The organism is Rhodovibrio sodomensis (genome assembly GCF_016583645.1).
Lineage (GTDB): Bacteria > Pseudomonadota > Alphaproteobacteria > Kiloniellales > Rhodovibrionaceae > Rhodovibrio > Rhodovibrio sodomensis.
Map to the genome: position 1 here is coordinate 31107 of NZ_NRRL01000031.1, position 14995 is coordinate 46101.

The 14995-nt window shown below is 69.2% G+C and carries 13 protein-coding genes; 9 read left to right on the plus strand and 4 right to left on the minus strand.

Annotated elements, in window-relative coordinates; all coding sequences use genetic code 11:
• Positions 1-342: 342 nt before the first annotated feature.
• The 3 genes from CKO28_RS12710 (at position 343) to CKO28_RS12720 (ending at position 2567) form a co-directional block, all read left to right on the plus strand.
• Positions 343-846, plus strand: coding sequence for a type III secretion system chaperone family protein (locus CKO28_RS12710; protein WP_200341158.1), 504 nt, complete (start codon positions 343-345; stop codon positions 844-846).
• A gap of 400 nt (positions 847-1246) precedes the next feature.
• Entirely contained in the window at positions 1247-2065 is an 819-nt protein-coding gene (gene proC / locus CKO28_RS12715) for a pyrroline-5-carboxylate reductase (protein ID WP_200341159.1), read from the plus strand.
• Positions 2066-2081: 16 nt separating this feature from the next.
• Entirely contained in the window at positions 2082-2567 is a 486-nt protein-coding gene (locus CKO28_RS12720; RefSeq protein ID WP_200341160.1) for a YbaK/EbsC family protein, read from the plus strand.
• 157 nt (positions 2568-2724) lie between these two features.
• Here CKO28_RS12720 and CKO28_RS12725 read toward each other — a convergent pair whose 3' ends face one another.
• Entirely contained in the window at positions 2725-4212 is a 1488-nt protein-coding gene (locus tag CKO28_RS12725; protein WP_200341161.1) for an NAD-dependent succinate-semialdehyde dehydrogenase, read from the minus strand.
• Between the two features lie 392 nt (positions 4213-4604).
• Between CKO28_RS12725 and ettA the strand changes: the two genes are divergently transcribed.
• Positions 4605-6287 (plus strand): energy-dependent translational throttle protein EttA, encoded by a 1683-nt coding sequence (ettA, locus tag CKO28_RS12730; RefSeq protein WP_200341162.1) that lies wholly within the window; start codon positions 4605-4607, stop codon positions 6285-6287.
• 149 nt (positions 6288-6436) lie between these two features.
• Entirely contained in the window at positions 6437-6841 is a 405-nt protein-coding gene (locus CKO28_RS12735) for a universal stress protein (protein ID WP_200341163.1), read from the plus strand.
• A 178-nt stretch (positions 6842-7019) separates the two neighbouring features.
• On the opposite strand, the gene CKO28_RS12740 is transcribed toward CKO28_RS12735, so the two are convergent.
• From CKO28_RS12740 to CKO28_RS12750, 3 genes are all read right to left on the minus strand, one after another.
• Positions 7020-7727 (minus strand): MlaC/ttg2D family ABC transporter substrate-binding protein, encoded by a 708-nt coding sequence (locus CKO28_RS12740; protein WP_200341164.1) that lies wholly within the window; start codon positions 7725-7727, stop codon positions 7020-7022.
• Between the two features lie 61 nt (positions 7728-7788).
• Positions 7789-8541, minus strand: coding sequence for an MlaA family lipoprotein (locus CKO28_RS12745; protein ID WP_200341165.1), 753 nt, complete (start codon positions 8539-8541; stop codon positions 7789-7791).
• A 219-nt stretch (positions 8542-8760) separates the two neighbouring features.
• Positions 8761-9723, minus strand: a complete 963-nt coding sequence (locus CKO28_RS12750) for a hypothetical protein (RefSeq protein WP_200341166.1) — start codon at positions 9721-9723, stop codon at positions 8761-8763.
• 344 nt (positions 9724-10067) lie between these two features.
• Here CKO28_RS12750 and CKO28_RS12755 point away from each other — a divergent pair, with 344 nt between their 5' ends.
• The 4 genes from CKO28_RS12755 (at position 10068) to CKO28_RS12770 (ending at position 14564) form a co-directional block, all read left to right on the plus strand.
• Positions 10068-11024 (plus strand): chlorophyllide a reductase iron protein subunit X, encoded by a 957-nt coding sequence (locus CKO28_RS12755; protein WP_200341167.1) that lies wholly within the window; start codon positions 10068-10070, stop codon positions 11022-11024.
• A 236-nt stretch (positions 11025-11260) separates the two neighbouring features.
• Positions 11261-12823: a chlorophyllide a reductase subunit Y gene (gene bchY, locus CKO28_RS12760; protein WP_242480532.1), complete on the plus strand. Its 1563-nt coding sequence runs from the start codon at positions 11261-11263 to the stop codon at positions 12821-12823.
• Between the two features lie 4 nt (positions 12824-12827).
• Entirely contained in the window at positions 12828-14300 is a 1473-nt protein-coding gene (gene bchZ, locus CKO28_RS12765) for a chlorophyllide a reductase subunit Z (protein WP_200341168.1), read from the plus strand.
• Between the two features lie 18 nt (positions 14301-14318).
• Positions 14319-14564, plus strand: a complete 246-nt coding sequence (locus tag CKO28_RS12770; protein ID WP_200341169.1) for a hypothetical protein — start codon at positions 14319-14321, stop codon at positions 14562-14564.
• Positions 14565-14995 lie beyond the last annotated feature (431 nt).

Consider the following 14995-nt stretch of genomic DNA (forward strand, 5'->3'; position numbering starts at 1 on the left):
CTCTCCTCCAATGGGAGGAGAGGGCTAGGGAGAGGAGGGTGCGCGCGGCCTCGACAACTGAGGCAACCTCCTCCCCTAGCCCCTCCTCCCACCTTGGAGGAGGGGGATCATTCGGAGGTGAAGACGGGGATGAGATACCCCCGCCAACCGCCATCGGACCGCAACATCTAGGTGGACTCGCCCCCGTTATCCACAGGATCAAGCGCACACGATTGTTGCGCGGGTGAATTGATCCTGGCACTCTCAAAATATGGTGGCGGGCGAGGTCGCGGTCTCGACATCTGGCACTCGCCGCGCCGGCCATCCCTTGGCGGCTGCATTGGTGGGAGCACGCGCCACGCCATGATCTCTCTCGACCGGCTGAGCGAGTCCGATCCCGGCAACCCGATCGATCTGCTGGAGGAGCTGGTCTCCGCCAACGACTGGGCGTTCGACCGCCCGAGCGACGCGGAACTGGCGATCCAGGTCCAGGGCAAGTGGGTGGACTATCACCTCTGGACCGTTTGGCACGCCGACATGCGGGCGATGTCGTTCGCCTGTCATTTCGACTTCCGGGTGCCCGAGGCCAAGCGCCGCGCGGCGCGCGACCTGATCGCCCGGTTCAACGAGACGCTCTGGCTGGGCCACTTCGACTTCGTCAGCGAGGACGGCTCGATCCTGTTCCGCCATACCGTGCCGCTGCGCGGCACCGCCGGGGCCAGCGTCGAGCAGCTCGAAGACCTGGTGGACACGGCCGTCGGCGAGTGCGAGCGTTTCTACCCGGCCCTGCAGCTCGTCGTCTGGGGCGGCCAGCCCACCTCCGAGGCGCTCGCCGCCGCCCTGATGGAAACCGTCGGCGAGGCATAGCGCGGCGCGCGGGTTCGCAGGCCATCGCAGCGGGTCCCCTCTCCCTTGAGGGGAGAGCACCAGGGTGAGGGTGGGACTCCTCGGCTACATCCGAGGAGTCCCACCCTCACCCTCCCACGACCCTTCGGGTCGCGGGCCCCTGCCTCTCCCCTCAAGGGAGAGGGGATGCAACGGCGGGTCCGCTCTCCGTTACGGTGAACGGGCGCTTAGGCGGGTCCCCTCTCCCTCGACGGGAGAGGGTCAGGGTGAGGGTGAGACTCCGCAGCGCACGGCGTGGAGTCTCACCCTCACCCTCCCATGCGGCTATCGCCGCGCGGGCCCCTCCCTCTCCCGTCGAGGGAGAGGGGATCGCGCCGTGCCGCTGTAAACAAAACGCGCCACACCCGGGAGGCACTGCGACATGACCAGCGAACGGCCGCTGCTGCTGGTCGGCGGCGGCAAGATGGGCGGGGCGATGGTGCAGGGCTGGCTAGCCCGCGGCACCGCGGCCGAGCGCATCCACGTCGTCGATCCCAGCGCCGACAACCGCCGTCCGCTCGCCGACAGGGGCGTCAACGCCGTCGCCGGTCTGGACGAGCTGCCGGACGGCCTGGACCCGGAAGTCGTGATCCTGGCGGTCAAGCCGCAGGTGATGGGCGAGGTCGCGCCGCCCTATGCCCGTTTCGCCGCGCCCGGCACCGTTTTCCTGTCGATCGCGGCCGGCAAGACGATCGGCTTTTTCGAGCAGGTGCTGGGCGCACGCGCCGCCGTCGTCCGCTCGATCCCGAACACGCCCTCGGCCGTTGGGCGCGGCATGACGGTGGCCTGCGCCAACGCCAACGTCACGGCCGAGCAGAAAGACAGCTGCGATGCCCTGCTGCGCGGCATCGGGGAGACCGGCTGGGTCGACGACGAATCCCAGATCGACGTGGTCACCGCGGTCGCCGGCAGCGGGCCCGCCTACGTCTTCTACCTGATCGAATGCCTGGCCCAGGCCGGTATCGAGCACGGCCTGCCGGAGCAGCTGGCGCGCAAGTGCGCCGGCCAGACGGTTGCCGGGGCGGGCGAGCTGTACCGCCAGTCGGACGAGACGGCGGAACAGCTGCGCCGGAACGTCACCTCGCCCAACGGCACGACCGAGGCCGCGCTCAACGTTCTGATGGCGGCCGACGGCCTGCGCCCGCTGATCGGCCGCACGGTCGAAGCGGCGGCCCGGCGCAGCCGCGAGCTGGCCGGCTAGGGCGCCCGGTTCCGCGATGGAAGCGCCCAAACTCAAGGGCAGCGTCAAGCGCGTGCACGACGCCCTGGTCGCGGGCGGCTGGCCGGCCCAGCTGCGCCGCGTCGACGCCAGCGCCAAGACCAGCGCGGGCGCGGCCGATCAGGTCGGCTGCACGGTTGCCCAGATCGCCAAGTCGCTGGTGTTCAAGGGATCGCACAGCGGCAAGGCCGTCCTGGTGATCGCCAGCGGGGCCAATACGGTCGACCCCGAGCGGGTCGAGTCGCTGATCGGCGAGGCGACCGAGCGCGCGGACGCGGCTTTCGTTCGCCAGGCCACCGGCTTCGCCATCGGCGGCGTGGCCCCGGTCGGCCACACCGCGGAGATCGTCGCCGCGATCGACCAAGACCTGATGCAGTTCGACGAGATCTGGGCCGCTGCCGGCGCCCCCGACGTGGTGTTCCCGCTCAACCCCCGCCAACTGGCTGCCATGACCGGCGGTGTCGTCGGACGGGTGAAGACCTGACGCCGGCTCTCTAATCCCCCTCCTCCAGGTGTGGAGGAGAGGCTAGGGGAGGTGGGACCACGAGCGTCAGTGCCGCGGGCAACCTCCTCACCCTGTCCCTCTCCTCCCATTTGGAGGAGAGCGGACCCGCCGACGCGGCGTGCGAACCCGCGACCGCTTAAATCCAGTCGCGGCAGACGTACTTCACTTCCGTGAACTCCTCCATGCCGAGCCGGCCGCCCTCGCGGCCCAGGCCGGATTGCTTGACGCCGCCGAACGGGATCGGGGCGCCGGTCACCTTGGTGCGGTTGACCGCGACCATGCCGAACTGCAGCGCCCGGCTGACCCGGTAGATCCGCCGCGGGTTCATCGTGTGCAGGTAGGCGACCAGGCCGTACTCGGTCGCGTTGGCGCGCTGGATCGCCTCGTTCTCGTCGTCGAACGGCGCGATCGCGGCAACCGGGCCGAAGGTCTCCTCCTGGAAGATCTTGGCGTCCGAGGGCACGTCGGCGAGCACGGTCGGCTGGAAGAACAGCGCGCCCGCCGGGTGCCGGCCGCCGCCGCACAGCACCCGAGCGCCGCGCGCCTTGGCGTCCTCGACGTGCTCGACCTGCTTGTCGAACGCGCCCTGGTTCATCAGCGGGCCGATGTCGCAGTCCTCGGGCCCCGGGCCGACCGTGAGCTCGGCGGTCTTCTGCGCGAACTGCTGGCAGAACTCCTCGTAGATCGCCCGCTCCACCAGGATCCGGTTGGCGCCCAGGCAATCCTGGCCGCTGGTCGCGAACTTCGCCTTCACCGATTCGTCGACCGCTTCGTCCAGCTCGGCGTCGGCGAACACCAGCACCGGCGCGTGGCCGCCCAGTTCCATCACCAGCTTCTTCACCGTCGGCGCGCACTGGCCGTAGAGCAGCCGGCCGACCTCGGTGGAGCCGGTGAACGAGAGCGCGCGCACCCGGTTATCCTCGGTCCAGGGCGGGACGACGGTGCGGGATTCGCCGGTGACGACGTTGAAGATGCCGGCCGGGATCCCGGCGCGCTCCGCCAGTTCGGCGAGCGCGGTCGCGGAGAACGGCGTCTCCTTCGACGGGTGCGCCACCACCGGGCAGCCGGCGGCCATCGCCGCCGCGGCCTTGCGGGTCAGCATCGCGGCGGGGAAGTTCCACGGCGTGATCAGGGCGCAGATGCCGATCGGCTCGCGCCAGACCTCCATCTCCGCGTCCGGCAGGTGGGAGGTGACGTTCTCGCTGTTCGGGCGCTTCGCCTCCTCGGCGTAGTACTCGATGAACGAGGCGGCGTAGTCGATCTCGCCGCGGGCCTCGGAGATCGGCTTGCCCTGCTCCAGCATCATCAGCTGGGCCAGCTCTTCCTTGTTCGCCGTCATCAGGTCGAACCAGCGGCGCATCAGCCGCGAGCGCTCCTGCGGCAGCAGGCCGGACCAGTCCTCGAACGCGGCCTCGGCGGCGTCGACCGCCTGGCGGCTTTCCGCCGCCGACAGCGCGGCGACGCGGCCGATCACCTGGCCGTCGGCGGGGTTGCTGACGTCGATGCGCCGGCCGTCGGCGCCGCTCTGCCACTGGCCGGCGATGTAGGCCTGGTCGCGCACCAGCTTCGGGTCGCCGATGTTGGCCAGCGGCGAGCCCGCCGGCAGCTCGGATGGGCTGGACATCTAATCCTCCGTCGTGGGGGCCGATCCGGCGCGCTGGCTCCAGGCGCGCGGAAGCCGCGCCGCGGGCCAGGCGGGATCGGCCGATGGATCGCGGCGGTCGCGGGGGGCCGCGCGGGCGCCCACGGGAGCCGGCCGGCGCGAGGCCGGCGCGGACCGCGGCGTCCGGCGCGCGGGTCGCGGCCTGCGCGCACGATAACCGCAGGCAGCGCGGCGGGTCCATGTCCGTCCACCGCGACGGCGCCGGACGGCTCGTACGCGCGCTTGGCGGATGCCGTCGGCGCCTGCGCGAAACCGGGCCCGACGGAGGCCGCCGGCTTTGCGTTTGCGCCTGCGGCTTGCTATCAAACCGCGCACTTTTCAGCAGTCTCGATCGAGAGGAAGGACCGGCAGCGATGGCCTACCAGTATAGCTACGTGATGAAGGGCCTGACCAAGACCTGGCCGGGCGGCCGGGAGGTCCTGAAGGACGTCTGGCTGTCGTTCCTGCCCGGGGCCAAGATCGGCGTGCTCGGCCTGAACGGCGCGGGCAAGTCGACGCTGCTCAAGATCATGGCCGGCCTGGACACCGAGTACAACGGCGAGGCCTGGGCCGCCGACGGCGTCAAGGTCGGCTACTTGCCGCAGGAGCCGCAACTCGACCCGAACACCGACGTCGCCGGCAACGTCATGCAGGGGCTGGGCGAGATCAATCAGCTGGTCGACCGGTTCGAGCAGATCTCCGCACGCTTCGCCGAGGACCTCGATGCCGACGAGATGAACAAGCTGATCGAGGAGCAGGCGGAGCTGCAGGAGAAGATCGACGCGGCGGACGCCTGGGACCTCGACCGCACGATCGAGATCGCCATGGACGCCCTGCGCTGCCCGCCGGGCGACGCCGACGTCAGCCGGCTGTCGGGCGGCGAGCGCCGGCGCGTGGCGCTGTGCCGGCTGCTGCTGCAGAAGCCTGACCTGCTGCTGCTGGACGAGCCGACCAACCACCTGGACGCGGAGAGCGTGGCCTGGCTGGAGCGCCATCTGGAGGAGTATCCGGGCACGGTCGTCTGCGTCACCCACGACCGCTACTTCCTGGACAACGTGGCGGGCTGGATCCTGGAGCTCGACCGCGGCTACGCGATCCCGCACAAGGGCAACTACTCGAACTGGCTGGAGCAGAAGCAGAAGCGCCTGCAGCAGGAGGAGAAGGAGGAGAGCGCCCGCCAGCGCGCCCTCAAGCAGGAGCTGGAGTGGGCCAAATCCTCGCCCAAGGGGCGGCAGTCCAAGGCCAAGGCGCGCGTGCAGAAGTACGAGGAGCTGCTGCAGGAGCAGAACCAGCCCAAGCAGCAGGCCGAGTCCGGCCGGATCGTCTTCCCGACCCCGCCGCGCCTGGGCGACCTCGTGGTCGAGGCCGATCGGGTGCGCAAGGGCTACGGCAACACTGTCCTGATCGACGAGCTGTCGTTCAAGATGCCGCCCGGCGCGATCGTCGGCATCATCGGGCCGAACGGCGCGGGCAAGACCACCCTGTTCCGGATGATCACCGGGCAGGAGGCGCCGGACCAGGGCAGCATCCGGATCGGCGACACGGTGCAGCTCGGCTACGTCGACCAGTCGCGCGACAGCCTGAACGCCAAGCGCACCGTCTGGGAGGAGATCTCCGACGGCAACGAGATCATCGATCTGGGCAAGAAGCAGGTGAACTCGCGCGCCTGGGTCGGCGCGTTCAACTTCAAGGGCCGCGACCAGCAGAAGGAGGTCGGCACGCTGTCGGGCGGCGAGCGCAACCGCGTCCACCTCGCCAAGATGGTCAAGAACGGCGGCAACCTGCTGCTGCTCGACGAGCCGACCAACGATCTCGACGTGGAGACGCTGCGCTCGCTCGAGGAGGCGCTCTTGGAGTTCCCGGGCTGTGCCATGGTGATCAGCCACGACCGCTGGTTCCTGGACAAGATCTCGACCCACATCCTGGCGTTCGAGGGCAACAGCCACGTCGAGTGGTTCGAGGGCAACTTCCAGCAGTACGAGGACGACCGCATCAAGCGCCTCGGCGAGGAGGCGGTGCAGCCGCACCGGATCAAGTACAAGCGCCTGGAGCGCTGAAGCGGCCGGGACGCCCGCGTACCGTCCGCGTCGCCACGAAAGTGTGGATCGCACCGCCCGCGTCGGCCTGGCGCGGGCGGTGTTTTCATGTCGGGCGCCGACGTGCTGGAATACCCCTGGGCGGCGCGATCAACCGCACGGGAGGCGAGATGTTCGACAAGATCCTGGTACCGATCGATACCACGCACGAATCTTCCTACAAGAAGGCGCTGCCGCTGGCGGCGGAAGAGGCGCGCCACCACGGCGCCAGCCTGAGCGTGGTCACCGTGATCCCGGACGTCGAGCCGGTGGACGCCGGGCGGGCCGAGCCGGCGGAAGAACAGCGCCGCCTGGACGCGATTCTGAAGGAGCACGGCCCCAGCGACATGCAGGTTGAGGCGCTGGTCGAGCGCGGCGACAGCGTGCACAAGACGATCCGGCGGAAGGCCGAGCAGCTCGGCTGCGATTTGATCGTGATGAACTCGCACCACCCGGAACTGAAGGACTACGTCCTGGGGTCGAACGCGTCCCAGATCGTCCACCACGCCAAATGCTCGGTGTTCGTGGTGCGCTGACGGGTAGGGTGCTCGCTCGGCGCCCAATAAAGTCCCCTCTCCTCCACTGGGAGGAGAGGGCTAGGGAGAGGAGGGTGCTCGCGGCGTCGATATCCGAGGCAACCTCCTCCCCTAGCCCCTCCTCCCAGTGGAGGAGGGGAATGAATTTGGTGGGAGATTCGGAAAACTGGCCGCCGCCCTACCGGTCGCCCGATGGCGACAGGTCGCCGTTGCCGTCGGGGGCGTAGGCCCCCTGGGCGAGGTTGTCCTCCAGCATCGCGATCAGGTTGCCGATGTTGCCGCCGGCGCGCTGGATCGCAGAGTTGTACTCGCTGCGCAGGGTGATCGCCATCGACACGCCCTCGGCCTTGATGTCGACGATCTCGTAGCCGCCGTCCGTCGGGCGGACGCGCCAGATGACTTCGACCTTCGGGCCGTCGCCGCCGGTCTGGCCCGGCCGCGCGACCAGGGTGCGCACGGCGTACAGGCTCGGCTGGGCCGGATCGGGGCGGGCGCCGGTGACCCTGAAGTCCTCCTGCCCGTAGTCCTTGAACAGCGGCAGGAAGCGCTGCGCCAGCACGCGCTTGAAGACGTCCTGGAACCGGTCCCGCTGCTGCGCGCTTGCGACCCGCCAGTAGCGGGCGAGCACGAAGCGGCTGATCGCCTCCAACGCGAAACCGCGTTCCAGCAGGTCCATGAACTGTTCACGACGGGTTGCTTCGGGGACGTCCGCGCGGCTCAGCTCGTCGACCGCGTCTTGGCCCAGCGATTCGATGAACTCGGCCGCGCCGTCCGGGCTGCCCTCGGCGGCCGCGGCGGCGCCGGGGCCGACCGGGGCAACCCCCAACAGCAGCGAGAACGCCGCGACGGCCAAGCGCCGCGTCCAAGCCGTGGTCTCCAGCCTCATGCCGGGTGCATCCGTGTTTTCTGTTGCTTGCGCGTCGCCGCTTGGCGGACCGGCAGCCGCGCTACTCGCGCCGCGGCCCGTCGGTGTTCTGGATCGCGGCCTCGCGGCGCTGATAGTACAGGCTGCGCGCCCGGGCATAGAAGTCGACCGAGTCCGACTTGATGTCGCGGATCAGCTCCAGGTTGCGGGCCCGTCGGTCGACGCCACCCGCGGCGCTGGCCGCGATCGACAACGTCCGGGCGCCTTCGACGTAGGTCAGCGGGTCGAGCAGCCAGTCCACGCCGCGCCCGGCGGCATCGCGCGCGCTCGACGGGCCGAACACCGGCAGCACCAGATAGAACCCGTCGTCGACGCCATAAACCGCCAGCGTCTGACCGAAGTCCTCGTCGTGGTAGGGATGGCGCTCGTCGACGATGTCGAAGAAGCCGAGCGAGGTGATCGTGTTGACGAAGAAGCGCGCGGCGGTGTCGTTGGCGCGCTCCCATTCGCCCTGGAACACGTCGTTGGCGAGGATCACCGGGCTGGACAGGTTGCGCACGAAGTTGCGCACAGAGTTCTTGACCCCGGTCGGCACCCAGAAATCGTAGGTCACGGCGACCGGCTTGAGGATCAAGGTGTCGAACGCGTCGTTGATGGCGAACACGAAGCGGTTCGGCACCTCCAGCGGGTCGTTCGGCTCCTCGTAGCCAAGCAGGTTGTCGTCGCCTTGGCCGGGCGCGCCATCCCCGGTCGCCGCACAGCCCGCGAGCAGCAGGACGACGGCGCACGCGCCCGCAATCTGCCGGCCGGGAAGACCGCTGAACCACCTCGCCATGAACACTTCCTTCACGTCCCCTGAGTCCCTGCCGCGGGCGGGTCGCGGGCCGAGAATCCGGGATCGCCGGGAGCCCGCGAGATCGCCCTGCAAAGTCGCTCGGATAGCACACGGCTCAACTGTTGAGAAGCGTGCACGGCGGCCTGGACGCATCCTAGGAATCACACTGTTGCAAATTTGCAAAGATCGCCGCGGAACGCCGATGTTCGGCGCTGTCGGCTACGCCCGCTCCACCGTCGGAGCGGCCAGCAAACGCCGGTAGATCGGCAGCATCAGCGCGGGCAGCATGAAGATCGGCAGCTGCGCCACGGCGAAATACAGCAGCACGTCGAAGTCGGTGCCGGGCGGCAGAGCGGCCAGCAGCAGGCCCATGTTGCAGTTGCCGCTCATCAGGCCGACCGTCAGCGCGCCGCGCCGGCCGAGCCACGCGAACGCCAGCCCGCCCAGCAGCTGCAGCAGCGGGTTGGCAACGAAGGCGGCGAGCGTCCAACCGGCGACCATGGCCGGCTCGGCCAGCAGGCGTGCGGTGACGCCGTCCATGATCGCCACGCCGAAGTACAGCATGACCAGCACGGTGAAGCCTTCGATCTCGGGCTTGTAGCGGTCCAGGCGCGCCGGGCCCGCGCCCTTCCGGATCGCCAGCGACAAGAGGAACGCGGGGCCGACGATTGCCGCCAGCCGGGCCATCAACGCGCCCACCGAGATCTCCAGGTCGAGCCCGAGCAGCATGAGCGCCATCGGCGGAACGGTGAGCGGTGTCAACAGCGTCGCGATCAGCCCGCCGACGATCGCCAGCGCCCCGTCCAGGCCCAGCAGCACGGCGATCGCCGAGGCGCTCAGGATCGGCGGCGCGGCGGCCATGAGCACGAGCGAGACGGCGAGAGACTCCGGCAGGCCCACCGGCAGCAGGGTCAGCCAGATCACCACCGGCGCGCCGGCGAGCAGCCAGACCACCAGCGCGGTCGCCAGCACCGGCCGGCGCAGATAGGCGCCCATCGCGCCCCAGTCGACGCGCAGCAGCATCGCCGTCAGCAGCACGATCACGCCGACCAGCAGGTACGGCCGCGCCGCCGCGGCCAGCGGCGGCAGCGCCAGACCGATAAAGACGCCCGCGAACAGCACCCGCGTGGCGTGCCGGCTGAGCAGGGCGAGCAGGCGGCGGGGCTGCAAGGCGGCGGGCATCGGGCGGATCGAATGACAACGGGCGCATGAACGGTGCGTACACCGAACCACGGTTGAGGCCCCGGGTCGACCGATAACGCTGTGGGCACCGCATTGGGGCGGGTCGCTGGCGCCGCCGCGCGGGTGTCAGGCGAAGCTGTCGCGGGCCTGCGGGGCTTGTAGTCTGAAATTGACATGCGTGAGTGTCGCGTTAGCCTGACACTTAATAACCGACCCACACGGTTGGTCAAAGACACCCCCGGGGACCGGCGGCCGCACCGCGGTCTCGCCCGCATCCGGGGCGGCCGGGCCGGAGCCGCCGGTCGCCGGCCGAGCGCAGCAGCAAAGCAGGATGAGGTGGCTCCATGACGGAATCGGCGACCGCCGACACCGGCCAGAGCGAAGCTGAGGGCGAAAACGAAACCCAGGTCATCGCCATCTACGGCAAGGGCGGGATCGGCAAGAGTTTCACGCTGTCCAACCTGTCCTACATGATGGCCCAGCAGGGCAAGAAGGTCCTGCTGATCGGCTGCGACCCGAAGAGCGACACCACCTCGATGCTGTTCGGCGGCCGCAGCACGCCCACCATCATCGATACCTCGGGCAAGAAGAAGGCGTCCGGCGAGGAAGTCCGGATCGAGGACGTCTGCTTCAAGCGCGACGGCGTCTACGCCATGGAGTTGGGCGGCCCCGAGGTCGGCCGCGGCTGCGGCGGCCGGGGCATCATCCATGGCTTCGAGCTGCTGGAGAAGCTGGGCTTCCACGACTGGGGCTTCGACTACGTCCTGCTCGACTTCCTGGGCGACGTGGTGTGCGGCGGGTTCGGTCTGCCGATCGCCCGCGACATGTGCCAGAAGACGATCGTGGTCGCGGCCAACGACCTGCAGTCCGTCTACGTCGCCAATAACGTCTGCTCGGCCGTCGACTACTTCCGCCGGATGGGCGGCAACGTCGGCGTCGCCGGCCTGGTCGTGAACAAGGACGACGGCACCGGCGAGGCCGAGCAGTTCGCCGAGCAGGTCGGCATCCCGACCCTGGCGAAGATTCCGGCCGATGACGACATCCGCCGCAAGTCGGCGAACTACGAGATGATCGGCTATCCGGGCAGCCAGTGGGCGCCGCTGTTCGAGGAACTGGGCGTCAAGGCCGCCGAGGCGCCGCCGGTGATGCCCGCGCCGCTCGAGCACGAGGGCCTGCTCGACCTGTTCAAGGGCGAGGATGTCGGCCGCGACGTCGAGCTGGTGCCCGCGACCCAGGAAGACATGTGCGGCGGCAAGCCGCCCGAAAAGGAATCGCTGGAGGTCGTGTACGACGAAGCGTGAGCGCGCCATAGCTGCTTCCCCTCCTCCACGTGGGAGGAGCGGTAAGGGGAGGAGGGAGCCGCCGGCATTGACCGTGCAAACCTCCTCTCCCGAGCCCTCTCCTCCCGCTGGAGGAGAGGGGATAAAGGAGATCCTGCACACAAAGGCAGGGCACGCGCGACAGCCCGCATCACGCCAACAACGACAACAGCGCGCTTGAGGCAGGCGACGCGAACCCGCAAGAGCGGAGGCCCGTGATGACCGACTATTCCGCCGACGCCGAGACCGAACAGACGGCCCAGGCCCAGGACACCCCCACGATCGACGCCGAGGCGGCGGAAGCCGCCGCGCAGGCGGAAGGCGGCTGCCACGGCGGCAAGCAGACCCTGATGGACGCCGCGCAGAAGGCCGGCAAGTCGGAGGTTCTGCAGAAGCTGCACGCGGACTACCCGACCGGCCCGCACGATCAGCCGCAGTCGATGTGCCCGGCCTTCGGCTCGCTGCGCGTGGGCCTCAGGATGCGCCGGACCGCGACGATCCTCTCCGGGTCGGCGTGCTGCGTCTACGGCCTGACCTTCACCTCGCACTTCTACGGTGCCCGGCGCACGGTCGGCTACGTGCCGTTCAACTCGGAGACCCTGGTCACCGGCGAGCTCTACCAGGACATCAAGGACGGGGTCGAAAAGATGGCCGATCCCGACCGCTACGACGCGGTCGTGATCATCAACCTGTGCGTGCCCACGGCCTCCGGCATTCCGCTCGACCGCCTGCCGCGGGAAATCGACGGCGTCCGGGTGATCGGCATCGACGTGCCGGGCTTCGGCGTGCCCTCCCACGCGGAGGCCAAGGACATCCTGGCGGGCGCGATGCTGAAGTACGCCCGCGAGGAGGCCGAGGCCGGCCCGGTCGCCAAGCCCGACAAGGCGGTCGAGGACTGGCCCACCGTCACCATGCTGGGCGAGATGTTCCCGGCCGATCCCGTGGGCGTCCGGCAGATGCTGGAGCCGATGGGCATGAAGGTCGCGCCGAACGTGCCGACGCGCGAGTGGCGCGACCTCTACGCCGCGCTCGACAGCCGGGTCTGCGCCGCCACCCACCCGTTCTACGTCCGCTCGGTCGAGCAGTTCCAGCGCGCCGGACGCGAGGTCGTCGGCTCCGGCCCGGTCGGTGTCGAGGGCACCGCCGACTGGCTGGAGCGCGTCGGCGTCGCCGCCGGCATCGCGCGGGCCAAGATCGACGACGCAAAGGCGAAGGCCACCGCATCGATCCAGGCGGCGCTGAACGAGAACCCGATCGACGCGCGGATGATCGTCTCCGGCTACGAGGGCTCGGAACTGCTGGTCGCGCGCCTGTTGATCGAGTCCGGCGCGGACGTGCCCTACGTCGGTACGGCCGTGCCGCGCACCGAATGGTCCAAGCCCGACCTGGAATGGCTGGAGAGCAAGGGCTGCCACGTGCAGTACCGCGCCTCCCTGGAGCAGGACGCGGCGGCGATGGACGACGTCAAGCCGGACCTCACCATCGGCACCACGCCGCTGGTGCAGAAGGCGAAGGAACGCGGTTGGCCCGGCATCTACTTCACCAACATGGTGTCCGCCCGGCCCTTGTTCGGCGCGGCCGGCGTCTCCGCGATGGCGAACATCGTCAAGACCCACACCGCCAACGACCGCTTCAAGCAGATGGTCGACTTCTTCGAGGGCGTCGGCCAGGGACACACCGCCGGCTACGGCTTCACCGAGGTGCCCTCGGCCAAGCGCAAGATGCGCAAGGCCAAGTCGGAGAAGCGCGATACCGGCGTTCCGGACAGCGTGGGGACCTGAAGCCATGCTCGTTTTCGACCACGACCGCGCGGGCGGCTACTGGGGCGCGATCTACACCTTCACCGCGATCAAGGGCATGCGGGTGGTGATCGACGGCCCGGTCGGCTGCGAGAACCTGCCCGTCACCTCGGTGCTGCACTACACCGACGGCCTGCCGCCGCACGAATTGCCGATCACCGTGACCGGCCTGGCGGAGGACGAGCTGTCGATGAAGGGCACGGAGGAGAACCTGAAGCGCGCCTCCTCCACCCAGGACAACGACCTGCCGGCGGTGGTGCTGACCGGCTCGATCGCCGAGATGATCGGCGGCGGCGTCACGCCGGAGGGGAGCAATCTCCGCCGCTTCCTCTGCCGGACCATGGACGAGGACCAGTGGCAGGCCGCCGACCGGGCGATCAACTGGCTGTGGACCGAGTTCGGGCCCAAGAAGGGCAAGACCGACAAGCCCAAGCGGAGAGAGGGGCAGGACAAGCCGCGGGTGAACATCATCGGGCCGATCTTCGGCACCTTCAACATGCCGAGCGATCTGGCGGAAATCCGGCGGCTGGTCGAGGGCATCGGCTGCGAGATCAACATGGTGTTCCCGCTCGGCAGCCACGTCCTGGACATCCCGCGGCTGAACAACGCCGACGTGAACATCTGCATGTATCAGGAGTTCGGCCGGAAGATGTGCGAGGCGCTCGACCGGCCGTACCTGATGGCGCCGATGGGCGTGTTCTCCACCACCAAGTTCCTGCGCAAGCTGGGCGAGCTGACCGGCGCCGACCCGGAGCCGTTCATCGAGCAGGAAAAGCACACCACCCTGAAGCCGATCTGGGATCTGTGGCGCTCGGTCACCCAGGACTTCTTCGCCACCTCGAGCTTCGGCGTGGTGGCGCACGAGACCTACGCCCGCGGCCTGCGCAAGCTGCTGGAAGACGAGATGGGCGTGCCCTGCGCCTTCCATCACGCGCGCAAGCGCGGCAAGAAGCCGGACAACGCGGCGATCCGCCGGGACGTGCAGGAGAACACCCCGCTGGTGCTGTTCGGCTCCTATAACGAGCGGATGTACAACGCCGAGATCGGCGGCCGGGCGATGTACGTCCCGGCCTCGTTCCCGGGCGCGATCGTCCGGCGCAGCACGGGCACGCCGTTCATGGGCTACGCCGGGGCGACCTACGTGGTGCAGGAGTTCTGCAACCAGCTGTTCGACGCGCTGTTCCACATCCTGCCGCTGTCCACCGACATGGATGACGCCAGCGCCACGCCGACGAAGGCGCAGGCCGACGAGGCGGCCGAGCAGACCCTGCCCTGGGCGGCGGCCGCGCAGGCCAAGCTGGACGACTACATCGAGACGCAGCCCTTCCTGGTTCAGATCTCCGCGGCCAAGCGCCTGCGCGAACAGGCCGAACGGGCCGCCCGCGAGCAGGGCCACGCCCAGGTCGAGGGCACCCACGTCGACGCGGCCCGTGGCGCGCTCAAGCGCCAGGCCGCCTAACCTCCTGGGAGACCCGAGATGGCCGAGATCGGCGACCACCGCGCGGGCACCTCAGCCGAGCGCCATCACACCCGGGAAAGCCCGGAGTATCGCCTGCTGGTGCTGGGCCTGTTCCCGCTGTTCCTCGTGGCGACCGTGCTGGTCCGCGTGCTCACGCTCGGCCGCGGCCGCTTGGTCGCCCGCGACCGCCCGCGCCAGTCGGTGCTCGCCGAAGCCCGCGCCGTCGCCGACACCATCCTGCCCTGGGCGTTTTCGAAGGGCTGACTCCCAGCGCTGGTCGCCGGGCGCGAATTGGCTTTCCTGCCTGCCCCCGGTCTTCCGATCTGGCACGACGGCGGGGCGATTAAGCGGTGTCCCTGGCGCACTGCCGACACGCGCGACCGCCATGCTTGAATCGCGCAACCGAACTGGGTAAGAGGTATCGAGTTTTAAGCTGAACTTTGTATTTGGCCAGAACAGTAACTCCCTGATGATGCTCAAAGAATTGGCGCCACGGGCGAGTCCGCTCTGGCTACATCATGGGCTGACGCCGAGCAAGTCGAAGGCCTTGGCCTGCAGCGGCGTGGGCTGGGTCGGCTGATCGAAGCTGTAGGCCGGGTTGCTGGGCATGCTGACGGTGTTGAGGCACAGCGTGCCCAGGTCGTCGAGCAGGCTCTGGAAGCTGTGCACGGGCAGGCCGTGGTCGGTCCGCCGGG